Below are 25,099 nucleotides of genomic sequence, written 5' to 3' on the forward strand. Positions count from 1 at the left end.
GGCCCTTTCGCTCGCACTTATAAAGGCAGGCGCCCTCTCAAGCAGATGCCTATGTAGCCCCGGGTACTTCCGGCCCCGTCGGCCAGCGAAGCAGGGCTGCAATCTCGACGCCGTCGGGCAGTGCTGCTGAAGGGACCAGTTCCACCCTCGCATCGGTCAGAGCAGCGGCCCTGAGCAGCGCGGCGGCAGCAGGAACCTTGCCCAGCACTTCCGCGCCAAGCGATTCCTCCTCCGAGGTGGCCAGCCATGGTTCGGCATTCAGGGCCAACACCCTACGCTCGGTGAGCGACCCGTCGTCGAACATCAACACCTCAACCTGGGCCTGCTGGAGGGCGTGGACCACGGCACCAAAGCCGGTGGCCGACTCCGGATTGGCCTGCCCTTCCTGTTCGGCGAGACGGTCAACGAGCTGCCCCTGCTCGGTGGCCCATTGTTGCGCGACCAAGGAGTTGACCTCGTCCTCGAACTTTTCGCGGTCTGAGCCTGCGGCAAGGGTATGGGAATCCACGGTGGAGAGAATGGCTTTACTGGCTTCCGACAGTTGATCGGCTACGAGCTGCCGCGCCCGAATGTCTCCTGCGAGGACCAGCAGACGAGCGTTATTCTCACGAACCACCCTGTCGATCTGCTCCACCACCTGGTCAGCGTTGCGGCGCCAGATTTCCTCTGTATGCCGTTGATACCGGCCTTGTGACCAGCCGCCCACCGGAACCTTCTTCAGATTCTCGTCCGAGCCTCGGATGTGCTGGCTTTCCTCCGCCGCCTGCCGGCCGGCACGGTGCAGCCGAATTTCACCTTCCTCCCGGCTGACCTCGGCCACCACATAGGCGAAGCCGTCCGGATGATGCTTGAGCAACGGAAGCAGATCCGGCACAACATCCGTGGAGATCTGCTCCGGCCCGAGCAGCGCACCGGGAAGCAACTCGTTGATCACCACCTCGCCCTGTCGCACCAGCACGTAGCGACTGATAGGTGAGGGCTCACCCGTCGCGGGCTGGATGGCTCCGGCAACGGCTTCCAAATCGTCCTCGGAAGCACCAAGTCCAGCGAGTGCATTCCTCACGTTGTCGGGTTGGACATCAGCGGCTTCCAGACCATCCACGGTGCCGGCGCTGGCATCTACATAGGCCATGCACCAAGGACCTGGTTTACGGAAGATCTCGGAATACTTGGCGAGCCGATCACTCATCTGATGCCCCTCCTCCACCTGCTTCTCCCTTACCGGTGTTGGGGTTCAGCGCTTCCCTGACTTCCGCCGGATCGGTTTCATCAGGAAAGGGTTCAGTCTCGCGAGCTTCTTCAACATGGGCGGGTTTGGTTCCCCTGACCATGCCTTCGGCTTCGTGTTGCATCTGTTCATCCAGATGCGCACCGTGCTTGGTATTTCCTCGTTCAGCCACGGTAACCTCCCTTTCGAACTAGTTGATTCACACGTACTTGTGCTGAGGTATCAGCGACTGACCAGCTTGAAGAACGTGCTGTCCTCACCGCTGGCCTTCTTCGCCTGATAGAGGAAAGCGAGCTTGCTCTCCTCGAACTTTTCGAACCATTCATCCCAGCTGATGTGGTCCAGTGAGTCCTCCCCGGCACCTCCCGGGAAGTCGATACGCAGGATACCCACGTCATTCTTGTCGCCGGTCTTCTTGACGCTGGCCGGCTTACCGTCATTGCTTTCCACCCATTTGCGGATTTCGTCGTGATCCGTGGTGGTGTGAGATTCCGAAGCCATCTTCAGGTTCCTTTCTTCCTGTGCCGGCGCAGAGAGCGTCATGCTGCCGACGAAGAGTACGGACACTTCGACACTAGCGCCGATCCGCCTTAAATAGAAAGGGTACTGAGTAATTCCTTCCGCCGAGTTGGCACTTAACACCCATGTTGGAGCGTGGGATGGGTGTTAAGTGCCAACTCGGCGAGGGGATTAAACCCACTCGCCCCTGCGCACCAGGACTTCCTTGAGGAGGTCCAGCCTGTCGGACACGATGCCGTCCACACCAAGGTCCAGCAGTCGTTCCATTTCCACAGGATCGTTGACCGTCCACACATGAACCTGCCTGTCGCACCGGTGCGCTCGTCGGATAAAGCCGGGCGTCACCACGGGTAACCGCCCGTAGCGGACAGGAACTTGGAAAACGTCGACGCCGGCGAGCAGCTTGCGTGCCAACGGAACTGGAATCACGGGGCCGAGAAGAACGAACAGCGCGGTCAGGGAACTGCCTGCAGAGGATGCAACTCGACGCGAGAGCTTGGAAAGGACTGCCCGACGGCGCCTGTCCGAGAAGCTGGTTACCAGAACCCGGTCATGGACGCCATGCTTCTCAATGGCCGCTGCCATGGAGCCAACAGAATTCCAATCCTTGACGTCCAGGTTCAGCCGAGCGTGGGGCAGGGCTGTAACCAGCTCATCGAAGGTGGGAACCGGCTCCACTCCGCCAATCCGGGCAGCAGCAACCTGGGCTGCCGTGAGCTCAGAAACTTTGCCCGTGGAATCGGTCACACGGTCCAAAGAAGAATCATGGAATACCAGCAGTACGCCGTCGGACGTCGTGTGGACGTCCGTTTCAAGGTGCACCGTACCAAGATCAACTGCCGCCAAGAATGCGGCCATGGAATTTTCCAGGCCATCCAACGAGAATCCTCGATGGGCGAAGGCCAAAGGGCCCACCGAACCGTCCTTGCGAAGGAAATAGGGCAGCGTCACTCCCGTAGCGTAGCCCATCGCAAAGGTGCGGCTAGCTCTCCTGCCGGACCGCCGCCGTCGTCGATTGCGGAACAATCGTCACGCCGTCGCTGACGTGCACCAATGTCCGGCCGCGACCGCCGTCGAGCTCCACCCAAACCGCGGTGGCATCGCCGGTAACGGCGTCCACCACGCCGGCCGACTCGAAACCCGGCGTCAGCATGACGTTGACCCGGTCGCCCTGGCGAAGCGAACGCCAGTGATGATCCGGTTCGATGCGCCGCAATGGCGCGGTATTGACGTTGTTGATCCGACGCTTAGCCATGGTTCCCCCTACAAATTCAATGAGACAGATAAACCGTGCGAACGGGTCTTGGCTGGAAGCCTACGGCCGCAAGTTGAACGCCGGTTGTATGGAAGCTGGGAACCAGGTGACACAGCGGGACTGACAAACTAGGGGCATGACTGTGTTGATTGCCGGCTGCGGCGACCTCGGAACGGAAGTTGGGCTGCGCTTTGCAGCTGCGGGCCATGAAGTGGTTGGCCTGCGTCGGTCCCCTGAAAAGCTACCCGGGGAGATCCGCGGCGTGTTCGCGGACCTCTCCCAGGCAGTGCCGGAACTGCCCGAGGACGTGGACATTGTTGTAGTGGCTATCGCCGCTGACACGTCCACAGAGGAGGCTTACCGTGCGGCGTACTTGAACGGCGTGAAGAACGTGCTGGACGGACTGGAAAGGCAGTCCATCGAGCCGCGGCGGATCCTGTTCGTCTCCTCAACGGCCGTCTACAAGGATTCCGGCGGAGCTGTTGTGGATGAGTCCACACCCACGGAGCCCACACGGTTCAGCGGCAGGGTACTCGTGGAAGCCGAAGAGCTGTTGTTCAGCCGGACGCGCGGGACCCAGACCCAGTCCATCTCCCTGCGGCTTGGGGGCATTTACGGGCCGGGGCGCACGCGGCTGATTGACCAGGTCCGCAGCGGAAAGGCCGTCATCCCGGCTCAACCCCGGCACACCAACCGCGTCCACCGGGACGATGCGGCAGCCATGATCGTGCACCTCACCACCATGGAAGCGGCTCCGGATTCCGTCTACGTAGGCGTCGATGATCTCGCAGCGGAAATGGGAGACGTCATGAGGTTCCTCGCCTCTGAAATGGGATGCCCGGAACCCCCGACGGCGGCACCTGGCAACGCGTCCGACGCCGGCCCAGGCGACAAGCGCTGTTCCAACAAACGCCTGCGGGCGACCGGTTTCCAGCTCACCTTCCCCACCTACAAGGAGGGCTACCGCGCTTTGCTGGCCGGTGAGGGCGTGCGGCACCCGTGACGCTTGACGCGCCGCCGGCTGCGCGGGTGCAAAGGTGGGGGCGGGCCTATTTCGCCGTGCAAGCTGCAGCTGGGCTCGTGTGGTGGATTGCCGTTTTCCTGTCACCAGCCATCCGGACAGCCACCTTGGGCAGCCTCAACCCCGTCGTTGTGGCCGCACTTGATGTTCCGCTGTTCGTCATCGGCTCGGCCCTCGCGGCGCTCGGCATCAAGGCTGCGGCCGTGGTTAGCGTCGGTTGGACGGGACTGGTTGCCGTTGGCTTGGCGGGGTATGCCACCATCACAACCGAAGCTGGCTGGGGGGTGGTGGTCATGGTCGCTGCGACGGCTTGTTCGGTGGTTGCGCTGTTCTTTGTTGTGCAGGGTCGCGTCCCAACGGAGTTGATCGTGCGGGGACCGTTCGCATTCCGACCGGCGTCCATCCGTCGCGGCACTGCAGCGCACGTGACGGCAACCTTTACCCAACTGATCCTCTTCTGGGGGTTCTTCCTCGTGGTAGTTCCCTCAGCGCTGACCTTCCTCGAGCAGCGCTGGATGGTATCCATGGTATTTCCTTCTATGGTGGAACCTGCCGGGCTCGTGCTTCTGGTCCTCGCCAGCTGCCTCGGTATTGCTTCCGCGGTGACCATGTCCTCCACAGGAAAGGGCACCCCACTGCCGTCTGCCATGCCTAATCGCCTGGTCATCGCCGGGCCGTACCGGTGGGTTCGGAACCCGATGGCTGTGGCGGGCATCGCCCAAGGTGTAGCCGTGGGAATGATTCTTGGTTCGTGGCTGGTGGTCGCCTACGCGGTTCTAGGTTCGCTGCTGTGGAACTATGCTGTGAGGCCGCTTGAGGAAGCCGACCTGGCGAAGCGGTTCGGCGCCGAGTTCCTGATGTATCGCGAAAGAGTCCGCTGCTGGGTTCCTCGGATCGGGCGGGACTAGACCCGCTGCTCCGTGAGCTTCGCCTCGAGAATCTGGGCCACGCCGTCGTCGTCGAAGTGCGGTGCCTGCTGCCCGGCAGCGAGGATGGCCTCCGGGTGTCCGCTGGCCATCGCGTAACCGTGACCGGCCCAGCGGAGCATTTCGATGTCGTTGGGCATGTCCCCGAACGCCACGACGTCAGAAGCTTCAATACCCAGCGACTCGGCGTACTTGGCCAGCGTGACAGCCTTATTGATGCCAGGAACGGACATCTCCAGCATCGCCGTCCGTGGCGCCGAATGCGTGGTGCTCACCAGGTGCGCGACGGCGGGCTGGACTTCAGCCAGGAACTCGTCCGGCGTACCTTTGCGGGTGATCGCCAGGAACTTGACGACGGCGTCATCCGCCGTGAGCGTCTCGGCCAGAGGCGCGGGGGTAAACTCGGCGAGCAGCTCGCTTGTTTCGTTCTCGATGAAGCCCGGCTCAAGCTGGAACCCCGTGAGAGTCTCCACAGCGAACAGAGCGTCAGGCCGGATGGACTTGATGATGCGGCGGGCTTCAAACACGGATTCGGCATCCAGAACGCACGAGGACAGGGCCTTCTCGGTTTCCAGATCCCATACCACTGCACCGTTGGAACAGATCACGATTCCGCTGTGACCCAGTTGCTCCTGGAGCGGGTACAACCAGCGCGGCGGACGACCCGTTACGAAGACGAGTTCAACCCCTGCGTCGCGGCACGCCTGGAATGCCTTGATGGTCCGGTCACTGATTTTGCCGTCGTGACCGAGGATGGTGCCGTCAATATCGCTTGCTACGAGCCGCATCATGCCAGTCTACGTGGGCGCAAAGCCCTCAAGGTCGCGCGTCCTTGGGAGCGCGGCATAGTGTGAAGCCATGAGTGAGAAGACCAGCGAAGTCGAAGAACACAGCACCCGCGGGGCGTACGTCACTGGCGGCGAGTTTACCCGGGACACCAACTACATCGAGGACCGCATCACCCGTGACGGTGCCGCCGGACCGAATGGTGAGCCCGGCTGGCCCGTGGAGCCGGGGCGCTACCGCTTGATTGCAGCCAGGGCTTGCCCTTGGGCCAACCGCGCCGTGATCGTGCGCCGGCTTCTTGGCCTGGAGGACGTCATCAGCCTCGGCCAGCCTGGCCCCACCCACGACGCCAGGTCCTGGACGTTCGACCTGGATCCGGATGGCAAGGATCCCGTGCTGGGCATCGAGCGCCTGCAGGAAGCATTCTTCCGCCGCTTCCCGGATTATCCTCGCGGCATCACCGTTCCGGCCCTGGTGGACATCCCCAGCGGCGCAGTGGTGACCAACAACTTCCCCCAAATAACGCTCGACTTCTCCACGGAATGGACAGAGTTCCACCGCCCGGACGCACCGCAGCTGTACCCGGAGCACCTGCGCGAAGAAATCGATCAGGTCAACAAGCGCGTCTTCACCGAGGTCAACAACGGCGTTTACAGGTGCGGCTTCGCCGGATCCCAAGAAGCATACGAGGCCGCCTACACACGGCTTTGGAATGCCTTGGACTGGCTGGAGGAGCGCCTAGCGAGCCAGCGGTACCTCGTGGGTGATTCGATCACCGAGGCAGACGTCCGGTTCTTCACCACCTTGGCGCGCTTCGATGCCGTCTATCACGGCCACTTCAAGTGCAACCGCAACAAGCTGAGCGAAATGCCGGCGCTGTGGGCGTACGCCCGGGACCTGTTCCAGACACCGGGGTTCGGCGACACCATCGATTTCGTGCAGATCAAGCAGCACTACTACATGGTGCACGAGGATATTAACCCCACCAGGATTGTCCCCGTGGGCCCGGACCTATCCGGATGGCTTACTGCCCACGGACGGGAATCCCTCGGCGGAAACCCCTTTGGCGACGGCACTCCGCCGGGCCCGGTGAAGGCCGGTGAAGAAGTGGCCGCGGGGCACGGGGCCGGCTAATCAGCTGTACTCAGGCTGCTCCGTGGTTGAGTTCGGCCCGGGTGGGCGGGTTCGCGCCAGCCCGTGACACCGTCACAGCAGCCGCACGTGTTGCGTGATCCATGATGGCTGCCAGGGTTTCTGCAGGCATCGCCCTCAAAGCGCCACGGTTCTGGGCGCCATCCAAGCCGTGATCCACAATGGCGGACAGGAGCCCCGCCATGAACGAATCACCCGCGCCCACTGTGTCCACAACGTTCACGGATGGTGCGGGAACCTGAGTTTCACCGGCCCTCGTTACGCCCCACGGGCCACGTGAACCTCGCGTCACAACTACCAGGGCCGGACCCTCGGTGCCGCCCAAAGTCAGCCAGCGACGCGCGGATTCCACTGGATCAATACCGGGATAGAGCCATTCAAGGTCTTCATCCGAGGCCTTCACGACGTCGGAAAGCACCACAAAGCGCTCGGCTTGGGTTCGCGCATAGTCGACGTCCGTGATGATGCTGGGCCGGCAATTGGGGTCGAAGCTGATAGTGCTGCTCGGGTGGGCATGCTCGACGGCGGCAAGCACGTCCGCGGCGCCCGGTTCCAGGAAGGTGGCGATGGACCCCGTGTGCAGCAGGGTGGAGCCTTGCAGCATGAGCGGCAAGCGTCCGGCGAGCCCTGGCAAGTCCCAGGCGAGGTCGAAAACGTAGGTGGCGGCGCCGTCGTCGTCAATCTGAGCGGTGGCTACGCTGGTTGGTTTCTCATCCGGTGGAAGCGGGACCATCACGGAGCTCGAGCGCAAGTGCGCGGCAATTGAATCGCCGTACGCGTCCCGGCCGTAGCGACCGATGAACTGCACGGGATGATCCAAGCGGGCCAAGCCCACAGCAACATTGAGCGGGCTGCCTCCGACGTGCGCCTCGATCCCGGAGGAGCGTTGAACGACGTCGACCAGGGCCTCACCAATGACTGTCAGCATGGGACCACTCTGCCAGAGGACGGCGGCCCGGGACCAACAATTACGAGAGCAGTCGTTGCACCAATTCGCGACACTTCTTGTAGGCCACGGCCTTGGGGTCGATCAGGTCGAAGTGGTCGCCGGGGACGCGCAGCAACTGGGCCGCACTGCCTGCCGCCGTTGCCGCCGCGACGTATGCTTCGGACTGGCTCGCAGGAACGTCCTCGTCATCTGTGGCATGCACGGCGTAGACGGGGACGTTGATGGGCAGCGAACTCATGGGATCGGCGTATTTATGCCGTTTGGGGTATCTAGCGGAATCCCCGCCCATGAGGTTGCAGACAGCGCCGTTACTGAGGTTCAACTTTTCCGCTGCCGCAAGGTTGAGGAGGCCCGATTGGCTGACGACGCCTGTCAGGTGAACAGCGTTGTCCTCCGGTCCGCGCTGAAGTTGGCGATCGGCGTCGGGCGTTCCAATGGCGGAAAGCCGCTGCCGGCCGGCCGCCCACACGGCGAGGTGGCCGCCGGCTGAATGACCGAGTGCCACTACTTTGCCGAGTTTCAGGTCGTGATCACCGGCGATATGGGACAAATGGTCGATGCCGGCCAGGATGTCCTCAAAAGTATGGGGCCAACCACCGCCATTGCCGGCGCGCCGGTACTCAAGATTCCAGGCGGTTATGCCGTGCGCTGCGAGGTCGCGCGCCAGGGGCTCGCCGAGCTCAGCGCCGTACTGTGAGCGCCAGTATCCGCCATGGATCACAACGGCGATTCCACCGGCGACGCTGGATGCGCCGCGATGGTTTCCGTTGGACGGTTCAGGTATGAAGAGTTCGCCCCACTGACTGGGGTGTTCGCCGTAGCTGTACTTGTGCCGCAACATTGCGCCCTCCTTTGTACTGAGCCTATCGTGACGGTTCGGAAGTTTGGCTAGAGGCACCCCGACGGCGGGTGGCTCAGTTGAGTGTCGGACCCGCCCCGTAAGCTGGGGGCATGGCAAGCAATTGGGACAGCCTGGACCAGGACCAGCGTGACGCAGTGGATGCGAATGTGGCGCTCTATGAGCGCGTTCGCCCTGCCCTGAAGCGGGTCACACGCGATGTTCTGCTCACGCTGCGTGACATGCTGAACGACGCTGAGGTCACTCCTTTGTTTGTCACGGGACGGACCAAAACGGTTGAGTCGTTTCGCGAAAAGATTTCCCGCACGGATGATCCTTTGGAGCCCGGCGGGCCGCGTGTGCTCAAGTTCCCGGATCCGTTCCGCACCTTGAACGACATGGTGGGCATCCGCGTCATCACCAAGCTGCCCGCGGAAAACGCGGCCGTGGCCAACATCATCAAGCGCCAGCGGCAACTTTTCGATTGCCGTGGCGACCGCGAGAAGGACATCGGTTCCATTGAATCCGGAACCTACGGCTATTCCAGCCGCCACCTCATTCTGCGCACCATCCAGAACGAGGCCGTGAAGGAGTACCAGCACGTCTTCAACCCGGACATGCCCGCAAATGGAAGCTACTTCTTCGAGTGCCAGATCCGAACCGTGTTTGCCCACGCCTGGAGCGAGATCGAGCATGACATCCGGTTCAAGGCCGAGGACCCACGCGCTTGGACGCCACATTTCGACCGCCAGTTCACGGCCACCGCCGCCATGTTGGAAACGGTGGAGAGCGCCTTCGCTGATCTTCACGAGCGCTACGAGGAAGTCCGCGGCTATTGGGATCTCGAGGGCGACGGCGGCATGCCCCTGACCCCCAACAGGGTCCGGGACGTATGGCGAACGCTTTTGCCGCACGTTGACCGTAAAGTTGATGACGACTGGGGATGGGCTGCCGAACTACTCGCCGCCCACGGACTCACCAAGACCGTGGAGCTTGCGGGTCTGCTCAGCGCCAACCGGATCACAGAGGTCCGCAAGGCCTTGGACCACCGCTACTCCCCCGGTCCGGACCGCCTGCTGGATGACCTCCTGCTGTGGCAGTACGGAACTGAACACATTGATCTCACCGCTGAGGCGCCCGACGTCGTCCCGCACCCGCGGCGCGACAGCCTCCAGCGGCGCCTTAAGCAGATTGAGCGCTACCGCCAGACTGCGCTCTAGGACAACTGCACTCTAAGGACCCATGACTCCCGAGCAACTCATGTCACTGCGGGCGACCTTCCGATCGCCCCGCCGCCTGCTGACGGAATCCCTTGCGGGGCTCGTAGTGGCGTTGGCTTTGATCCCTGAGGCCATCGCGTTCTCGGTGATCGCCGGGGTGGATCCGCGCATTGGTCTCTTCGCGTCCTTCACCATGGGCGTGGTCACTGCCATTGTGGGCGGGCGGCCCGCCATGATCTCCGCTGCCACAGGTGCCGTGGCCTTGGTAATCGCACCGGTGATGAAAGAACACGGGCTGGATTATCTGATTGCCACGATCATCCTGGCGGGTGTTTTCCAGATCATCCTGGCAGTCCTGGGCGTCACCAAGCTGATGCGTTTCATCCCAAGGTCCGTCATGATCGGTTTCGTAAACGCCCTGGCCATCCTGGTGTTCATGTCCCAGATGCCAGAGCTCTTCAACGTGCCGTGGATGGTTTATCCGATTGTCGTTGTGGGCTTGGTGATTGTGTTCGGACTGCCACGCATCACCACAGCCATTCCTGCGCCGTTGGTCGCGATCGTGGCCATCACCCTGGTTACCGCGCTTGGCAATATCGATGTTCCAACCGTCAGCGACAAGGGAGAACTCCCCGACAGCCTGCCCGGATTCTTCCTGCCGAACGTGCCCCTGAACCTGGAGACGTTCCAGATCATTGCTCCGTTCGCTCTCTCCATGGCGCTGGTGGGCCTGCTCGAATCGCTGATGACAGCCAAGCTGGTGGACGACATTACAGACACGCGTTCCAACAAGACGCGCGTTTCCTGGGGCCAAGGTGCGGCGAACATCGTCACGGGCTTCCTTGGTGGTCTGGGTGGATGCGCAGTAATCGGCCAAACCATGATCAACGTCAAAGGCTCGGGGGCTCGAAGCCGGCTCTCCACCTTCCTGGCCGGCGTGTTTCTGCTGGTGCTGGTGGTTGTCCTGGGCGACGTTGTAGGCCAGATCCCCATGGCCGCTCTGGTGGCCGTGATGATCTTCGTTTCGCTGATCACCTTCGACTGGCACTCCGTCCGTATCTCAACACTCAAGCGTCTACCAAAGTCCGAGACCGCGGTCATGCTCATCACAGTTGCCGCCGTTGTGGCTACGCACAACCTCGCGGTGGGTGTCGGCGTCGGCGTCTTGACCGCCATGGTGCTGTTCGCGCGTCGGGTGGCCCACTTCGCAACAGTTGAGCGGACGGAACTCGAGCTGAACGGTGAAGTTGTTGCGACCTACACCGTGGACGGTGAGTTGTTCTTTGCTTCGTCGAATGACCTGTACACGCAGTTCGATTATGCGAAAGATTCCTCAGACGTCATAGATCGAGTGATCATCGATCTGCATGGCTCGCATATTTGGGACGCCTCCACGGTGGCAGTGCTTGATTCGGTGACCGAGAAGTACCGGAATCACGGCCGTGAAGTGGAGTTCATCGGGCTCAACGAGGCCAGCGTCCGTATGCGCGAGCGGCTGGCAGGAAAGCTTAACTCCTAACCCAAGTAGGTCGCAGTTAAGGCCGTTTTGAGCGGGTGGTTTCTAGCGGTTATCGCAACAGGAAGGTTCTGATCATCTCATTGGGGGTGCAGAAGTCGAATCGTTGGCGGGGTCTGTCGTTGAGTTCGTGGGCGACGTAGTCGAGGTCGGTTTGGCTGTAGATGCTTAGGTCTGCGCCTTTGGGGAAGTACTGGCGCAGGAGCCCGTTGGTGTTCTCGTTCGAGCCGCGTTGCCAAGGTGAGTGGGGATCGCAGAAGTAGATGTCGATGTCGGCTGCGATCTTCACTTCCTTGTGCCTGCGCATTTCGGTGCCTTGGTCCCAGGTCAGTGAGAGCCTCAGTTCGTCGGGAAGGGCGCCCATTTTGCGGATCAGCCCATCCCGAACAGACTCGGCACGGTTTTGACCGGTCGGGACATGGAGGAGCATCACGAACCCGGTTGTGCGCTCCACGATGGTGCCGATGGCGGTTTTTCCGTCCTTGCCTACGATCAGGTCCCCTTCCCAATGCCCTGGCACGGCACGGTCTTCGACCTCGGCGGGACGGTCGGCGATCATGACCTTGTCCTGGATTCTGCCGCGGCGTTCGTCGGGGCGGCGTTGGGGTTTGCGCAGGGTCCGGCCGGTGCGCAGGTTCTTGACCAGTTCCCGCTTTAGCCCGCCCCGGGACTCGAGATAGAGGGACTGGTAGATGGTCTCGTGTGACACCCACATCTCCGGGTTGTTCGGGAAGTCCTTGCGGAGTCTGCCAGCGATCTGGACCGGTGAGTCTTTCTTTTCGAGCCGCTTTTCGACTTCCAGGCGCAAGGGCTTGTTGCTGTTGAGCTTAGCGGTCTTGGGCCTGGCTGCCCGGGCGTGGGCGCGGGCATGGGCGGTGGTAGCCCGGTAGAAAAAGACCTTGTCAGCGTTCCGCCGGAGCTCCCGGGAGATCGTTGACGGGGAACGACCCAAACGTCTGGCGATCTCACGGACCGATTCCTTGCCCCGCCATAACGAGATCAACTCCCGCTCCTGGAACGATAGGGAACGGCCGGTCAGGGTCCGGCCCCGACGGGGCCGGACCCCTCCTGAGGACCTCAGCTCACGGCGGACCGTCGTTACGGACCACCCGACGAACGCACCAGCATCTTCAAAACGGGCACCGTCCGCAACCTGCTGCCAGAACGACTGGACAACCTCAGCAACCAAACGATTCGTGAACTTCACCATGGCAATCGACACCCTTCAATAATCAGGTGTTGCGATCACCGCATGATTCAGCGGGCTCATAACGGCCTTAACTGCGACCTACTTGGGTACAAGCAGCAGTCATCTGACATATACGCCCACGCGGATGTAACGAAGTCGTTCGGTTCGGGGGCTAAGTGTGAGCATGGATGAATGCTTGAGGCAACCAATTCACCATCGAAAACCCAAGACCCCACCGCGCCCGTCAACGCTGCGCTTGCCGCTGAAGCCAAAATTGCGCGCATAGCCGTCACGGTGTTCCCGCTGCTGGTGGTGGTTGCCGGCATCCTGGGATTCCTGATTCCGGACCTCTTCAAGCCCATGGGCGTCGCGGTTCCCTACCTTCTGGGCGTCATCATGTTCTGCATGGGGCTCACGCTGACCCCGCCGGATTTCGCCTCCGTGGCCCGGCGTCCGTGGGCGGTAGCACTGGGCATCGTGGCGCACTATGTGATCATGCCCGGTGCGGGGTGGCTCATTGCCGTGCTCCTGCAGTTGCCGCCTGAGCTGGCCGTGGGTCTGATCCTGGTCGGCTGCGCCCCTTCCGGCACCGCCTCCAACGTTATGGCCTTCCTGGCCAAGGGCGACGTTGCTCTCTCTGTAGCTGTTGCCTCGGTCTCCACCTTGATCGCGCCAATCGTGACCCCCGCGCTGACTCTTTTCCTGGCCGGGTCCTTCCTTCACATTGATGCCGGCGCCATGGTGATGGACATCGTCAAGACCGTCCTGCTACCCGTGATCGCAGGCCTGTTGGCTCGACTCTTCTTGTCGAAGCTCGTCGCAAAGGTTCTTCCGGCACTTCCATGGGCGTCCGCCGTCGTGATTTCACTGATCGTGGCGATCGTCGTGGCCGGTAGCGCCAGCAAGATCGTTGCCGCAGGCGCGATCGTGTTCCTGGCGGTAGTCCTCCACAACGGTTTCGGGCTGAGCCTCGGATACTTGGCAGGCAAGCTCGGCCGTCTGGACGACAAAGCACGCCGTGCATTGGCGTTCGAGGTGGGAATGCAAAACTCTGGCCTGGCAGCGACGTTGGCCACCGCACACTTCAGCCCCCTGGCAGCGCTGCCGTCGGCGGTGTTCTCGCTGTGGCACAACATCTCGGGGGCGATCGTGGCCGCTTGGCTGGCACGGCGTCCCCTGAAGGACTAGCTAGCCCTCCGTCGTGCCGCGGCGGTGCAACTTCCACGGAGACGCAACCCGGATGCCCTCGGCCGGCGTAGTTCCCGCCAACCGGTCCAGCAACATCCGGACAACCTGCTCGAAGATCGGGTCCGGCCCCACGGTAGTCAGCGGCGGATCGTACTCCTGGCCTTCCGTGGAATTGCCGACGCCGACGATCTGGACGTCCTCGGGGACGCGGAGGCCAAGGCGGTAGGCGGCACGGATCGTCTGCAGCGCTTCCATGTCGTCTGTGCAGAGGATGGCCGTTGGTCGGTCCGAAAGCTGGAGCAGCTCGAGGGCGGACTGATACGCAGCGGCCGGGCGGTGATGTGAGGTCCTGACCAAAGATTCGTCCAGGGGAATGCCCCCTTTTTCCAGCCCGGCTGCATAGGCGGCAAAGCGGCTCTTGGGTCGGCCCGACGGATCAGCCCTCCGGATGCATGCGATTCTGCGGTGCGACGCAGTGAGGAAGTCCATGCACTCTGCGAGTCCGGCCTCGGTCTCCGGAGCAAGTACGTCAAACCCTGCCGGTTTCATGGTTCCCGAGATAACCACTTGGGCAACGCCGCGGCGAGCGAGCTCTGTGACGGTTTCATCCTCGGACTTTGCTTCGGGGAAGTAGCCAATGATGACGCCGTCGGCGCCCCCGGACATGGTGAACTTCCGCCAGTCGTCGCCCAGCAGGATCACCGGTTGATAGCCGTGCTGCGGCAGAATATTTGCAGCGGCCGTGGCAAGTGCGCGATCCCAAGGCCATTCAAGGTTTCCGATTGCCACGGCAACCACGTCGGTTTTGCCGCGACGCATTCCCCGCGCGGCCTGATTGGGCACATAACCCAGTTCTTTGACCGCTGCCAGAACCCGATCCTGCGTGGGCTGGCTGATCCGCGTTGTGCCACCATGACGACCGGAGAGCACATAGGAGACGGTGGTCAGCGATACGTCCGCTGCTAGTGCCACATCCCGGATGGTGGGCTTGGATCCCTTGCTCACGTTGCAACTCCTGGTAGACAGCGGATTTCTTGAACTCTATCCGCAACCGCGGTGGACTCCCCTTGACGCAATTAGTTGTGAACGTTAACAATTGCGGGAGTCTACAAATACAAGCGGGAGATATTCGATGAAGAACTGGGCAGGAAATCTTGAGTACTCGTCAGCGGACGTCCAGCGGCCCACCACTGTGGAGCAGCTGCGCGAGCTAGTAGCTCAGGCGACGCGGATCAAAGCCCTGGGTTCCCGGCACTCCTTCAACACCGTTGCCGACACCGACGGCACCCACCTCCTGCTCGACGCCCTTCCCCAGGAAGTTGTGCTGGACGCCGCGCGGGGCACCGTTAAAGTCAGCGGTGGCATCAGCTACGGGGCCCTGGGCCGCGCGCTTGAGGAACAGGGCTATGCCATCCACAACCTCGCTTCCCTTCCGCACATCTCCGTTGCGGGTGCCATCCAAACCGGCACGCACGGCAGCGGCGTCAACAACCCCTCCCTGGCTTCCGCCGTCGTTAGTGTTGACCTGGTGCGCGCCTCCGGCGAGCTGGTGACCCTCACGGCGGACGACGACGAATTCCTCGCCAGCGTGGTGGGAATGGGCGCGCTTGGCATTGTCACAGGGCTGGAGCTCGCGGTCCGGCCAAGCTACGAGGTACGGCAGCGAGTACTCATCAACTTGTCCTGGGAGCGCGCATTGGCGAATTTCCAGGACATCGCTTCGAGTGCTTACAGCGTCAGCTTCTTCACCGATTACACCGGCGACACCATTCCCCAGGTCTGGCTGAAGGCACTGGACACTGAAGCTCCATTGCCTGACTTGTTTGGGGCAACCGCTGCGGCGGCCGCCATGCATCCCCTGCCGGACATGTCTGCGGAGAACTGCACCGAGCAACTGGATGTGGCTGGCAAGTGGCTTGACCGTTTGCCGCACTTCCGCCATGAATTTACGCCAAGCAACGGCGAGGAGCTGCAAAGCGAGTTCCTCCTGCCCCTGGGGCAGGCGCCGGCCGCGCTGCAGGCTGTCCGGGGACTGGCCGACAAGCTCGCACCGCTCCTGTTCGTCTCCGAAATCCGCACCGTGGCCGCTGATGAGTTCTGGCTTAGCCCGTTCTACCAGCAGCAAAGCGTGGCACTCCACTTCACGTGGAAGCCGCTGCAGGCCGAGGTAGAAGCTGTGCTCCCGGAGCTCGAGGACGCCCTACGGCTCTTCGGCGCGCGCCCACACTGGGGCAAACTGTTCACGCTCGGCCATTACGACTTCGCGGCACTCTACCCGCGGTTCGAGGACTTCCGAGCCTTGGTTCAAGCCAATGATCCAACAGGCAAGTTCCGTAATGAGCTGCTGGACAGCGTGCTGGGCATCTCTGCGGCAACGCACGCCTAGCTCCACTCCTCCGTTGCTGCCCCGCTATCCCGTTGCTGCCCAGCGACGGAATAGCGGGTTGGCCACGGGCTACTGCTGCTACTCGATATGAGCCAGCACAGCGCCGGCAGTGACCACACCGCCGGGCTCTGACAACACCTCGGAGAGAGTGCCTGTACGGTGTGCCGAGACCTGGGTTTCCATCTTCATGGCCTCCAGGACCACCAAAGGATCCCCGGCTGCTACGTCAGCGCCGGGTTCCACCAGCCACTTCACTACGGTCCCGGCCATGCTGGAGACGAGGGCGGATTCTGCGGGAGAGTCGCCGGAGTCGATGAGAGAACCCGTCGTTTCGGTCGGCGTAGTAAAAGCAGGAATGCCCTGCCCCGAACGAGCCCAACCGTCTAGAAGGGCCGCGGGAAGTCCTACTGCGAGCCGCTTGCCGTCGACGTCAATGGTGATGGTTCGTCGCTCCCCTTCCGGGGCAACCACGTTGTATTCGGGATCCACGGGGATCTGGTCTGCGAAGTCGGTCTCGATCCACCGGGTGTGAACCCGCATTCCGGCAACGGACGTGAAATCCTCGGACTCGAGGACCGCGCGGTGGAACGGCAGGACTGTCGCGAGGCCGGTGATATTGATTTCAGCCAGCGCACGCCGCGCGCGACGAAGAGCCTGCTGCCGGTCAGCTCCTGTGACGATCAACTTGGCCAGCAGGGAGTCGAACTGCGGCGCCACAAACGAGCCGGACCGGACTCCGGTATCCACGCGGATTCCCGGACCCGTAGGTGCCTCGAACAAGGCCACGGTCCCCGGCGAGGGCAGGAAGCCGCGGCCCACGTCCTCGGCATTGATGCGGAACTCGAAGGAGTGTCCACGAGCCAAGGGATCTTCAGTGATGCTCAGCGGAAGGCCGGCAGCAATTCGGAACTGCTCTTGGACGAGGTCGATCCCGGAAGTCTCCTCAGTGATGGGGTGCTCAACCTGCAGGCGGGTGTTGACCTCAAGGAACGCCACGGCTCCGTCGGCGGAGACCAGAAACTCCACGGTTCCGGCACCGTAGTAGCCGGCTTCACGCACAATGGACTTGGCGCCGTCGTAAATTTGCTGGCATTGCGTGTCACTGAGGAAGGGTGCGGGAGCCTCTTCCACGAGCTTCTGGTGGCGGCGTTGGAGAGAGCAGTCGCGGGTGCCCACCACAACGACGTTGCCGAGCTTGTCCGCGATGATCTGAGCCTCCACATGCCGAGGCCGGTCAAGGTACTGCTCCACGAAGCACTCGCCACGACCAAAGGCAGCCACAGCTTCCCGGACTGCAGAATCGAAGGCCTCTTCCACCTCTGCGAGCTCGCGTACTACCTTCAGGCCGCGGCCACCTCCACCAAACGCAGCCTTGATGGCCAGCGGAAGTCCATGTTCCTCAGCGAAGGCCCGAGCTTCCACAGCAGAAGAGACAGGACCGTCGCTGCCGGCAACCAACGGTGCTCCGGCGCGGACGGCGATTTCGCGGGCGGTGATCTTGTTGCCCAACTGACGTATCGACTCCGGTGATGGACCGATCCACTCAAGTCCGGCGTCGAGCACTGCTTGCGCAAAGTCCGCGTTCTCGGAAAGGAATCCATACCCGGGGTGGACAGCGTCTGCCCCGGACTCCATGGCAACGGCAAGCAGCTTCCCGATGTTTAAGTAGGTGTCAGCCGGCGAATTTCCGCCCAGGCTGAAGGCTTCATCAGCAGCACCAACGTGCATTGCGTCGGCATCGATGTCTGCGTAAACGGCGACAGACAGGATTCCGGCGTCGTCGCAGGCTCGGGCGACGCGGACAGCAATTTCGCCACGGTTCGCTATCAGGACCTTGCGCATCAAATACTCACTTCTCTGGGGTCTTCGTATAAGTCGTGGTGAAGTCTGAGGAATCCGGCACGAGCCGGAAGCGGATCTTTCCGCCGATGGGGACCTGCGCGGCGAGATCAAGGTGTTCGTCGCGCACTACGCCGATCACCGGATAACCACCTGTGATGGGGTGATCCGCCAGGAAGAGGACGGGCAGTCCCGCAGGTGGAATCTGGAGCGCTCCGGCCATGGTGCCCTCGCTGGGAAGTTCGCCTTCCCGCGTGCGCTTCAGCGGGGTGCCGTCCAGCCGCATGCCTACACGGTTGGATTGGGGAGTGACCAGCCATTCCTGGCCGCAGAGGGAATCGAGCGCTTTCTGATCAAACCAGTCAGCACGGGGTCCGGGGATGACATCCAGCACCGCGACTCCCCCACCCGGGAAGTCAGGTTGCAATTCGGGGCTACCAACCGCTGTGGACTCTGTAGCGCCACCCACTGGGAGGACCTGCCTGATTACCAAGGGGGCCGGCCCGATTCCGGACATCGTGTCCGCCGAGCGACTACCCAGCACCTCCGGGACATCCACTCCGCCACGGATTGCCACATAGTTCCGGAACCCCGACTCCGGAGCACCCAAGGTGAGTACTTCGCCGTCGAGCAATGCGAAAGGTGCGGCCATCGGGGCGGTTCGCGTAGCGCCCGGCTGGATGTCGCCATCGTCGGACTCGCCGTCGGAATCAAACCACGACGGCGACTCGATGGTCAGCGTCGTCGGCGCCCCTGTCACAGCAACTACCTGGTCGCCCAAGGCTTCCACCGTGAGCCCGCCATTGACGGATTCGATCGCCGCAGCCGAAGACGCGTTTCCGACCAGCCGATTGGCCCGCCGCAGCGATGCCCTGTCCAGCGCACCGGCAGCAGAGACTCCCAGTGGCCCGTAGCCTCGGCGGCCGAGATCCTGGATCAGGCTCTGCGCGCCCGGGTTGAGAATCCGAAAACCGGACTCAACGTGATGCTCCTTTTCCGGTTCACGCGCCGGGGCGTCACCGCTCGATGGTGATTGAGCCGTCACAACCTCGCGGACTGCGCGGTACTGCACCCGGTCCCCTGGACGAACCAAGGAAGGCTGGGGCCGGTCCAAGTCCCACATTCGGGCCCCGGTCCGGCCGATCAGCTGCCAACCGCCCGGGGAGCGCCGAGGGTAGACGGCGGAGTATTGTCCACCGAGAGCTACGGATCCCGCGGGAACAGCTGTACGTGGGGAGGAGCGTCGTGGAACCGTAAGGGCCTCATTCTCGCCCACCATGTAGCCAAAGCCGGGTGCGAAGCCGGCAAAGGCCACTGTCCAAACCTGTCCGGTGTGGGCCGCTACGACGCCGTCCACGCTCAGTCCGGTCAGCTCAGCAACATCGGCGAGGTCGTCACCGTCGTACACCGTATCGATGACCACAAGACCGGAGTCGCTGGCGATCAGTGGAGCAAGCTCCAACTCCAGGAGCCGTGCGCCAATGGCACGGGTTGCAGCCGCCGACTCGCCGACCACCATGACAGTTTCCGCGGCGGCCAGAACGTCCACCTGGCCGGGGAGCGGGGCTTTGTTGAGCATGTCCTGCAGGGCGAGGACATCCTGCAGGCTGTCCAGTTCGGCCAGGACTGCACGGGTGCCAACGGGCCTGACCGAGCGAACCCTTTTCGCGGTGGTGGTTTGCATCACGGTTTCCATCTTTCGCTACGCCGCCGGCTGAGCGTGCGTCCCCTGCATCAAACGGACGTCTTCTTCCGGCTTGGGGTCGCGACCGAGGAGCATGCCCACGATCGTGACAACAGCTGCTATGAGGATGTAAACGGCGATCAGGGACCAGCCGCCGCCAGCGGCACCGTAGAGCGCTGTGAAGATGATGGGAGCAACGGCTCCACCGATAACACCGGCCAGGGTATATGCCAAGGAGCTGCCGGCGTAGCGAAGGCGGGCCGGGAACTGCTCGGTGATAAAGGCGGCCTGCGGGCCATACATGAAGGCGTGGAGTGCCAAGCCAATGACGGTACCGATGGTCAGCATGGCGACGGACTTGCCCTGAATCATCAGGAAGAACAGGGGGATATAGGCGGCGGTAGCTGCTGCCGCGATGCCGTAGACCCAGCGACGGTTGAAGCGGTCCGTCAGTGCACCTGCCGCCGGGATCAGGAACAGCTGGAAAGCCGAGCCGATCAGGATGGCGGACAGGACGTTGCCGGTGGTCATGCCCAGTTCCTTGGTGGCATAAACAGCGACGAACACTGTGAACAGGGCGTAGAGGATATCCGGGCAAACACGTGACAGCGCTGCTGCCACCAAGGCCTTGGGCTGGGTGGTGAAGACTTCTTTGATGGGAGCTTTGGGACGATCTCCGTGGGCCTGAATGGCCTTGAATACAGGAGTTTCTTCGAGCTTGAGCCGGATGATCAGGCCGAAGACCACCAAAAGTGCGGAGGCCAGGAAGGCTACGCGCCAGCCCCATGAGAGGAAGGCCTCTTCGCTGAGGGAAGCGGCAAGAATGGCAAGAACACCGTTGGCCATGAGGTTGCCGGCGGGCGGGCCGATCTGGGCTGCAGAGGACCAGAAGCCGCGCTTGTTCGGGTCACCGAATTCGCTGGAAAGCAGCACCGCGCCACCCCATTCGCCGCCCACGCCGATGCCCTGTGCCAATCGCAGCAGCACAAGAATGGTGGGGGCCGCGACGCCGATCACTGAGTAGTCAGGCAGCGCCCCAATGAGGACCGTCGCGACGCCGATCAGCACGAGGGTGAAGACCAGCACGTACTTACGGCCGATCTTGTCGCCCAGGCGGCCGAAGATGACGCCACCAATCGGTCGGGCCAGGTAACCAACCGCAAAGGCTGAGAAGGAGAGCAGCAACGCGACGAATTCGTCATTGCCCGGGAAGAAGATTTTGGGGAACACGAGGGCCGAGGCCACCGAATATATGGCGAAGTCGTAGTACTCAAGCGACGTGCCGGTGAGGCTGGCGACGTACGCCTTGATGGCACCGGGCGGCGGCTTCCTTGTCGCTGCCTTGGGTGCATTGTTGGTGCTGGTCATGATGTCCTCCGGGGGGATGAGGGATGGTGCGGGGAGCCCAGGCGGGCTAGAGGAACGAGCCGACTCCAACGCCGGCGTCGCTCAGAGCAGACTTCACAGCGGTGGCCATCGCGACGGCCCCGGGTGAGTCACCATGCACGCAGATACTCTCTGCGCGGATTTTTAGGACGGAACCGTCAATGGTTCTGACGGCTTGTTCGGTGGCCATTCGCAGGACGTGCTCTGCTACTTCGGCTGGATCGTGCAATACGGCGCCCGCTTTGGAGCGCGGGACGAGCGTTCCATCCGGGTTGTAAGCGCGATCCGCGAATGCTTCGGAAACGCCCCGAAGGCCGGCTTCCTCCGCGAGGCGCAGGACTTCGGAGCCGGGAAGGCCAAGAATCGGAAGGTTGGGGTCAACCGATTTCACAGCATCAACCACAGCACGAGCCTGGGCTGTGTGCTTGACGATCGCGTTGTAGAGGCCGCCGTGGGGTTTTACGTACTGGACGCTGCCACCCGTAATGCCCGCCAACGCCTGCAGCGCGCCGATCTGATAAACCACGTCATCAGCCAGTTCGAGGGGGTCAATGTCCATGAAGCGGCGGCCGAATCCAGCGAGGTCGCGGTAACCAACATGGGCGCCTATAACGACGCCGGCCTTGGCCGCCTTTTCGCAGGTGCTGCGGATGACGCTGGGGTCGCCAGCATGGAATCCGCAAGCAACGTTTGCACTGGAGACGGACTCGAACATGGCAGTGTCATCGCCGAGCGTCCAGCGCCCGAAGGACTCGCCGACGTCGCTGTTCAAATCGATGATTGCCATGATGTGATCCCTACCTCGTGATGCGCGTTACATCCAGCATGCACCCTTTCGCTGGATTGTTCAACGATCCAGCGATCCTAGTTTTCGGCAATCGTGTATTTTTGGTGTCATGGCCAGTGCAGATCAAGGAAAAGACGAACATGCAGGCCTTAATAGCGCACGGGCCCGGGTACGGATGAAAGTTCCCTCCGTTGCCGAGAGGGTGGCCGAAGAGCTGCGTTACCAACTTGCCGAAGGTTTCCTGGTCCCGGGCGCCAAACTGACCGAAGCCACCATTGCTGAGGACCTGGGCGTCTCCCGGAACACGGTCCGCGAAGCATTCGCCGAGCTGGCCGGGGAGCGGCTGCTTCTCCGCCAGCCCAATAAGGGCGTTTTTGTAGCCACCCTCGAAGCAGGCGACATTCACGACGTTTATACGGTTCGTCGGGCCATCGAGGTCAGCTCTATCCGGGCGGGCGGTTCTTCGGAGCGTATCGCCGCCGTCAGGGCCGCCGTCGAAGAAGGTAAGCGGGCAGCTGCGGCCAACGACAATGAAGGCCTGGGCAGCGCTAACCAACATTTCCACGGTGCCATCGTCGCCCTCGCCGAGAGCAACCGGTTGAACACGATCATGGCGCAGATCCTGGCCGAGATGCGGCTCTACTTCCACAAAGCCACCATGAACGCCCACTTCTACAGCGACTGGCTGAAGGAGAATGAGCAGATCTGCTCGGCTTTGGAAGTCGGCGAGCTGGAGAGGGCCGGCGACTTGCTCCTTGCCTACCTCAACCGGTCAGAGCAGCAGCAAACCGCTATCCACGGCGAGTAATCAGCGTTTGCCCTTCTTGCGAGAACCCTTGCCCCGGCCCTTGTCTGGATTCGGGGCGTAGCGCTGCGCAACTGCGGGCTTCTTTGGGCCACCGCCACGACGATCAGGCTTCGGTGCCTTCTTGGGCTTTTCCTGCTGGGCTGAAGGCTGGCGGGAGCTCTGAGCTGTCCGCCCACGCACGATCCCAATGAATTCTTCGATCACCGGGCTGTCGGTTCCAACCAGCCAAGCCAGGCCGATCTGCGTCCCCGGAGCCCCTGTCAGACGACGCATGACCGTGTCGTTCACGTTCAGGTGCCGCGCAACGGACATCGGCAGGATCGCCAACCCGGCGCCGGATGCGACCACCTGGAGGGCCATGTCCGGCCCGCCCATTTCGTCAATATCTAGGAAGTTCTCCTCGGCGAGGTCGTCCAGTGCAACTTCCTCAAACACCGAAATCTCGTGTCCTTTGGGAGCGACCACCACGGGTTGCTCTTCATACAAAGGGATAACGTTCAGGCCTTCGCGGTCCACGGGCAACCGAACGAAGCTGAGGTCAGCGGAACCGTCACGCAACACCGAAACCTGAGCGGCGTCGTCGGACATGAATGAGTGCAACGGGAAGTTGGGCATCCGTTCTTCCCACCGCCGGATCCATTTCCCAGGAGTCACACCGGCAACATAGGCGAAGCGGAGGCCTGCAAGGGGTTCGGTTGTTTCGGCGGAATCTTCAGCGTCTGGCACACACTCACAGTACCGGCCAGATACCCTTGAAGCATGACGTCCTCGAACTCCCAGTCCATGAAGCCGGCAACAGTTGCCAAGAAACTCGGCATCTACCTGCCCGCAACACCCCAGGAGTTCCAGGATTCGTCCATCTCCCGCGAGGAATTCGCCGAACTTCAGGCCAACCCGCCGGAGTGGCTCGCCGAACTGCGCCGCAACGGCCCCCACCCGCGCCCGGTAGTCGCGCACAAGCTCAACATCTCCATCAGCGGCCTCGCCCGCGGCGGCGTAGAGGATGCGCTCACGACGGCGGAAATCACCGAGCTGCTGCAGGCACCGCCGCAGTGGCTGGTCACCGAACGCGCCACACACGCTGCTGTCCGCTCCGAAGCGCAGCGCGTCAAGGACGAAGCTGCCAAGAAGGCCGCCACGAAGGAAGCCCGGGACAACGCCGCTGCGAAGCGTGATGCTCCGAAGACCTCCAAGCGCGATCACGCGTAGGTTTCACTAACTGTGGCCGGGACCAGTGTCCCGGCCACAGCTGTTTAAGCGCGGCTAATCCTGGTGAATCTGAATGAAGTTGCCGCAACCGTCGTCAAAAACTGCGCTGACGCCTGAAGGATCCTCGGAGGGTTCACCTTGGAACGTCACACCCGCGGCAAGCAAACGCTCGTACTCGGCCTGGACATCGGGCACGCCGAAGGTGATGGCTGCCAGGCCGGACTCATGCAGGGCGTTCATGTAGTTCGAGGCGATGGGGTTGTCGCTGGGCTCTAGCAGCAGCCCAGGCGAATTGCTGTTGTCCGCGCCGGGATCCTTGATGATGAACAGGTTGTACTCCGGCATGGCCATCAAGGTCTCGAAGCCCAGTGTCTCCGTGTAGAAGACATGGGCTGCTGCGGGGTCCTTGACGTGGATGCTGCACATTTTCAGTCTCATGCTGCCAAGGCTACGCCCCGGCTCCGACAGTGTCCCGGGCAGAGGACACCCGCATCCGGACAATTCACCTGCGCGCGCGGTGATGAATTGTCCCGTGGAAGGTGTCGCCCAAGCAGACACTGCCGCATACTGAATTCAAAGCAGCGAATTCGCCTGGAGGTGGTCCGATGCCCGCCATGATGCTCCTGTGGGGCGTAGCTCTGGTTCTCGCAACCGCAGCAACCACATATGTCCTACACAGGAAACTGACGCACGGCCGCGGCCCGGAGCCGGACGGGCTCTTTTGGGACTTGTTCGGGGGCCTCGTTGTCATAGCGCCCGCCATTCTCGTCCCTGCAGTGCAATGGGCCCCGGCCGGGCTCATCATGGTTTTCGTCGGCATCGCCACAGCGGCAGGAACACTGGCAAGCATCCGCAAAGTGGAGCGGATCCACGCAGCTGAGCCGCGCCGTCGTGCTGGTTTCCCGGACGACGCAGCCCGCCACAGAAACATTCTGGAACAGTGGAGCCAATACGAGCTCGATCCTGCGCGGGCCATCGATTTTCCGGCGATGACGGACGTCAGGACTGCCGAAACAGCAGCACTCACGCGGGCCATGCGCGAGGCCGAGTACTGCAAGGTGACAGCAGGAACTGACTACCGTGCCGCCGTCGAGCGACTCGCGGAAGCTTTGGCAGCCGCCGAACGGGCAGCAGGCGTCCCAACGGCCGCCCTGCCCTCGCCCAGATGACGCTTAACGCCAATCTCACTCAACAACATGGGCATTAAATGCCA

The 25,099-nt window shown here is 62.3% G+C and carries 26 protein-coding genes; 10 read left to right on the forward strand and 16 right to left on the reverse strand.

The genetic code is table 11. The features are described 5' to 3' along the window. Positions 1-49 precede the first annotated feature (49 nt). The 5 genes from M1D89_RS23590 to M1D89_RS23610 all read right to left on the reverse strand — a co-directional run bounded on the left by M1D89_RS23590 (position 50) and on the right by M1D89_RS23610 (position 3,002). Positions 50-1,189: a baeRF2 domain-containing protein gene (locus M1D89_RS23590; RefSeq protein ID WP_498647487.1), complete on the reverse strand. Its 1,140-nt coding sequence runs from the start codon at positions 1,187-1,189 to the stop codon at positions 50-52. After that, entirely contained in the window at positions 1,182-1,400 is a 219-nt protein-coding gene (locus M1D89_RS23595; RefSeq protein ID WP_498647489.1) for a hypothetical protein, read from the reverse strand. The genes M1D89_RS23590 and M1D89_RS23595 overlap by 8 nt, the downstream gene beginning before the upstream one ends. A 50-nt stretch (positions 1,401-1,450) precedes the next feature. Beyond that, positions 1,451-1,729: a hypothetical protein gene (locus M1D89_RS23600; protein WP_402938673.1), complete on the reverse strand. Its 279-nt coding sequence runs from the start codon at positions 1,727-1,729 to the stop codon at positions 1,451-1,453. Between the two features lie 189 nt (positions 1,730-1,918). Next, complete coding sequence (locus M1D89_RS23605; RefSeq protein WP_498647491.1) at positions 1,919-2,716, reverse strand: glycerophosphodiester phosphodiesterase family protein; 798 nt, start codon at positions 2,714-2,716, stop codon at positions 1,919-1,921. Between the two features lie 13 nt (positions 2,717-2,729). Next, on the reverse strand, positions 2,730-3,002 hold the full coding sequence (locus M1D89_RS23610) for a hypothetical protein (protein ID WP_498647493.1): 273 nt from the start codon (positions 3,000-3,002) through the stop codon (positions 2,730-2,732). 136 nt (positions 3,003-3,138) lie between these two features. Here M1D89_RS23610 and M1D89_RS23615 point away from each other — a divergent pair, with 136 nt between their 5' ends. Beyond that, positions 3,139-4,005 carry an SDR family oxidoreductase gene (locus M1D89_RS23615; protein ID WP_498647495.1) on the forward strand — a complete coding sequence of 289 codons (867 nt, stop codon included), beginning with the start codon at positions 3,139-3,141 and terminating at the stop codon, positions 4,003-4,005. Continuing rightward, positions 4,002-4,931 (forward strand): methyltransferase family protein, encoded by a 930-nt coding sequence (locus M1D89_RS23620; protein ID WP_498647496.1) that lies wholly within the window; start codon positions 4,002-4,004, stop codon positions 4,929-4,931. The genes M1D89_RS23615 and M1D89_RS23620 overlap by 4 nt, the downstream gene beginning before the upstream one ends. Here the strand turns inward: M1D89_RS23620 and M1D89_RS23625 are convergent. Continuing rightward, complete coding sequence (locus M1D89_RS23625) at positions 4,928-5,737, reverse strand: HAD family hydrolase (RefSeq protein ID WP_498647498.1); 810 nt, start codon at positions 5,735-5,737, stop codon at positions 4,928-4,930. The genes M1D89_RS23620 and M1D89_RS23625 overlap by 4 nt on opposite strands. 70 nt (positions 5,738-5,807) lie before the next feature. Between M1D89_RS23625 and M1D89_RS23630 the strand changes: the two genes are divergently transcribed. Further along, a complete protein-coding gene (locus M1D89_RS23630) occupies positions 5,808-6,869 on the forward strand; it encodes a glutathione S-transferase family protein (protein ID WP_498647499.1) in 1,062 nt (353 codons plus the stop codon). Positions 6,870-6,879: 10 nt separating this feature from the next. Here M1D89_RS23630 and M1D89_RS23635 read toward each other — a convergent pair whose 3' ends face one another. Together M1D89_RS23635 and M1D89_RS23640 are read right to left on the reverse strand one after the other, a co-directional pair. Beyond that, positions 6,880-7,815 (reverse strand): carbohydrate kinase family protein, encoded by a 936-nt coding sequence (locus tag M1D89_RS23635; protein WP_498647500.1) that lies wholly within the window; start codon positions 7,813-7,815, stop codon positions 6,880-6,882. Positions 7,816-7,855: 40 nt separating this feature from the next. Then, entirely contained in the window at positions 7,856-8,677 is an 822-nt protein-coding gene (locus M1D89_RS23640) for an alpha/beta hydrolase fold domain-containing protein (protein ID WP_498647503.1), read from the reverse strand. Between the two features lie 110 nt (positions 8,678-8,787). Between M1D89_RS23640 and M1D89_RS23645 the strand changes: the two genes are divergently transcribed. After that, a complete protein-coding gene (locus M1D89_RS23645) occupies positions 8,788-9,894 on the forward strand; it encodes a GTP pyrophosphokinase (RefSeq protein WP_498647505.1) in 1,107 nt (368 codons plus the stop codon). 22 nt (positions 9,895-9,916) lie between these two features. Further along, positions 9,917-11,413, forward strand: a complete 1,497-nt coding sequence (locus M1D89_RS23650) for a SulP family inorganic anion transporter (RefSeq protein WP_498647507.1) — start codon at positions 9,917-9,919, stop codon at positions 11,411-11,413. Between the two features lie 49 nt (positions 11,414-11,462). On the opposite strand, the gene M1D89_RS23655 is transcribed toward M1D89_RS23650, so the two are convergent. Beyond that, complete coding sequence (locus M1D89_RS23655) at positions 11,463-12,620, reverse strand: IS30 family transposase (protein WP_498645340.1); 1,158 nt, start codon at positions 12,618-12,620, stop codon at positions 11,463-11,465. Positions 12,621-12,791: 171 nt separating this feature from the next. Here M1D89_RS23655 and M1D89_RS23660 point away from each other — a divergent pair, with 171 nt between their 5' ends. Then, entirely contained in the window at positions 12,792-13,787 is a 996-nt protein-coding gene (locus tag M1D89_RS23660) for a bile acid:sodium symporter family protein (RefSeq protein WP_498647509.1), read from the forward strand. On the opposite strand, the gene M1D89_RS23665 is transcribed toward M1D89_RS23660, so the two are convergent. Continuing rightward, positions 13,788-14,792: a LacI family DNA-binding transcriptional regulator gene (locus M1D89_RS23665; protein WP_498647511.1), complete on the reverse strand. Its 1,005-nt coding sequence runs from the start codon at positions 14,790-14,792 to the stop codon at positions 13,788-13,790. A gap of 127 nt (positions 14,793-14,919) precedes the next feature. Here M1D89_RS23665 and M1D89_RS23670 point away from each other — a divergent pair, with 127 nt between their 5' ends. Continuing rightward, the gene (locus tag M1D89_RS23670; protein WP_498647513.1) at positions 14,920-16,173 is read left to right on the forward strand and encodes a D-arabinono-1,4-lactone oxidase; all 1,254 of its coding nucleotides are present in this window, start codon (positions 14,920-14,922) and stop codon (positions 16,171-16,173) included. 78 nt (positions 16,174-16,251) lie between these two features. Here the strand turns inward: M1D89_RS23670 and M1D89_RS23675 are convergent, their stop codons facing one another. The 4 genes from M1D89_RS23675 to M1D89_RS23690 are packed head-to-tail and all read right to left on the reverse strand — an operon-like array spanning position 16,252 to position 21,869. Next, a complete protein-coding gene (locus M1D89_RS23675) occupies positions 16,252-18,015 on the reverse strand; it encodes an acetyl/propionyl/methylcrotonyl-CoA carboxylase subunit alpha (RefSeq protein WP_498647515.1) in 1,764 nt (587 codons plus the stop codon). Positions 18,016-18,022: 7 nt separating this feature from the next. After that, positions 18,023-19,708 carry a 5-oxoprolinase subunit B/C family protein gene (locus M1D89_RS23680; RefSeq protein WP_498647517.1) on the reverse strand — a complete coding sequence of 562 codons (1,686 nt, stop codon included), beginning with the start codon at positions 19,706-19,708 and terminating at the stop codon, positions 18,023-18,025. A 6-nt stretch (positions 19,709-19,714) separates the two neighbouring features. Further along, positions 19,715-21,064: an MFS transporter gene (locus M1D89_RS23685; protein WP_498647519.1), complete on the reverse strand. Its 1,350-nt coding sequence runs from the start codon at positions 21,062-21,064 to the stop codon at positions 19,715-19,717. A 46-nt stretch (positions 21,065-21,110) separates the two neighbouring features. Next, positions 21,111-21,869 carry a LamB/YcsF family protein gene (locus M1D89_RS23690; protein ID WP_498647520.1) on the reverse strand — a complete coding sequence of 253 codons (759 nt, stop codon included), beginning with the start codon at positions 21,867-21,869 and terminating at the stop codon, positions 21,111-21,113. A gap of 109 nt (positions 21,870-21,978) precedes the next feature. Here M1D89_RS23690 and M1D89_RS23695 point away from each other — a divergent pair, with 109 nt between their 5' ends. Beyond that, positions 21,979-22,677, forward strand: a complete 699-nt coding sequence (locus tag M1D89_RS23695; protein ID WP_498647521.1) for a GntR family transcriptional regulator — start codon at positions 21,979-21,981, stop codon at positions 22,675-22,677. Here M1D89_RS23695 and M1D89_RS23700 read toward each other — a convergent pair whose 3' ends face one another. Continuing rightward, entirely contained in the window at positions 22,678-23,403 is a 726-nt protein-coding gene (locus M1D89_RS23700) for a LysR family substrate-binding domain-containing protein (RefSeq protein WP_498647523.1), read from the reverse strand. It abuts the gene before it with no gap. Positions 23,404-23,436: 33 nt separating this feature from the next. On the opposite strand from M1D89_RS23700, the gene M1D89_RS23705 reads away from it, so the two are divergent. Next, positions 23,437-23,886, forward strand: a complete 450-nt coding sequence (locus M1D89_RS23705) for a DUF5997 family protein (protein ID WP_062072297.1) — start codon at positions 23,437-23,439, stop codon at positions 23,884-23,886. A gap of 54 nt (positions 23,887-23,940) precedes the next feature. On the opposite strand, the gene M1D89_RS23710 is transcribed toward M1D89_RS23705, so the two are convergent. Then, on the reverse strand, positions 23,941-24,324 hold the full coding sequence (locus M1D89_RS23710; RefSeq protein WP_498647526.1) for a VOC family protein: 384 nt from the start codon (positions 24,322-24,324) through the stop codon (positions 23,941-23,943). 167 nt (positions 24,325-24,491) lie between these two features. On the opposite strand from M1D89_RS23710, the gene M1D89_RS23715 reads away from it, so the two are divergent. Continuing rightward, complete coding sequence (locus M1D89_RS23715; protein WP_498647527.1) at positions 24,492-25,055, forward strand: hypothetical protein; 564 nt, start codon at positions 24,492-24,494, stop codon at positions 25,053-25,055. Positions 25,056-25,099: the final 44 nt, after the last annotated feature.

Source organism: Arthrobacter sp. D3-18 (assembly GCF_054408525.1).

Coding starts and splice junctions, on each gene's coding strand:
- M1D89_RS23590 (WP_498647487.1), bottom strand. CDS start 1,189: ATGAGTGATCGGCTCGCCAAGTATTCCGAGATCTTCCGTAAACCAGGT.
- M1D89_RS23600 (WP_402938673.1), bottom strand. CDS start 1,729: ATGGCTTCGGAATCTCACACCACCACGGATCACGACGAAATCCGCAAA.
- M1D89_RS23605 (WP_498647491.1), bottom strand. CDS start 2,716: ATGGGCTACGCTACGGGAGTGACGCTGCCCTATTTCCTTCGCAAGGAC.
- M1D89_RS23610 (WP_498647493.1), bottom strand. CDS start 3,002: ATGGCTAAGCGTCGGATCAACAACGTCAATACCGCGCCATTGCGGCGC.
- M1D89_RS23615 (WP_498647495.1), top strand. CDS start 3,139: ATGACTGTGTTGATTGCCGGCTGCGGCGACCTCGGAACGGAAGTTGGG.
- M1D89_RS23625 (WP_498647498.1), bottom strand. CDS start 5,737: ATGCGGCTCGTAGCAAGCGATATTGACGGCACCATCCTCGGTCACGAC.
- M1D89_RS23630 (WP_498647499.1), top strand. CDS start 5,808: ATGAGTGAGAAGACCAGCGAAGTCGAAGAACACAGCACCCGCGGGGCG.
- M1D89_RS23635 (WP_498647500.1), bottom strand. CDS start 7,815: ATGCTGACAGTCATTGGTGAGGCCCTGGTCGACGTCGTTCAACGCTCC.
- M1D89_RS23640 (WP_498647503.1), bottom strand. CDS start 8,677: ATGTTGCGGCACAAGTACAGCTACGGCGAACACCCCAGTCAGTGGGGC.
- M1D89_RS23645 (WP_498647505.1), top strand. CDS start 8,788: ATGGCAAGCAATTGGGACAGCCTGGACCAGGACCAGCGTGACGCAGTG.
- M1D89_RS23650 (WP_498647507.1), top strand. CDS start 9,917: ATGACTCCCGAGCAACTCATGTCACTGCGGGCGACCTTCCGATCGCCC.
- M1D89_RS23655 (WP_498645340.1), bottom strand. CDS start 12,620: ATGGTGAAGTTCACGAATCGTTTGGTTGCTGAGGTTGTCCAGTCGTTC.
- M1D89_RS23660 (WP_498647509.1), top strand. CDS start 12,792: ATGCTTGAGGCAACCAATTCACCATCGAAAACCCAAGACCCCACCGCG.
- M1D89_RS23670 (WP_498647513.1), top strand. CDS start 14,920: ATGAAGAACTGGGCAGGAAATCTTGAGTACTCGTCAGCGGACGTCCAG.
- M1D89_RS23675 (WP_498647515.1), bottom strand. CDS start 18,015: ATGCGCAAGGTCCTGATAGCGAACCGTGGCGAAATTGCTGTCCGCGTC.
- M1D89_RS23680 (WP_498647517.1), bottom strand. CDS start 19,708: ATGGAAACCGTGATGCAAACCACCACCGCGAAAAGGGTTCGCTCGGTC.
- M1D89_RS23685 (WP_498647519.1), bottom strand. CDS start 21,064: ATGACCAGCACCAACAATGCACCCAAGGCAGCGACAAGGAAGCCGCCG.
- M1D89_RS23690 (WP_498647520.1), bottom strand. CDS start 21,869: ATGGCAATCATCGATTTGAACAGCGACGTCGGCGAGTCCTTCGGGCGC.
- M1D89_RS23695 (WP_498647521.1), top strand. CDS start 21,979: ATGGCCAGTGCAGATCAAGGAAAAGACGAACATGCAGGCCTTAATAGC.
- M1D89_RS23705 (WP_062072297.1), top strand. CDS start 23,437: ATGACGTCCTCGAACTCCCAGTCCATGAAGCCGGCAACAGTTGCCAAG.
- M1D89_RS23710 (WP_498647526.1), bottom strand. CDS start 24,324: ATGAGACTGAAAATGTGCAGCATCCACGTCAAGGACCCCGCAGCAGCC.
- M1D89_RS23715 (WP_498647527.1), top strand. CDS start 24,492: ATGCCCGCCATGATGCTCCTGTGGGGCGTAGCTCTGGTTCTCGCAACC.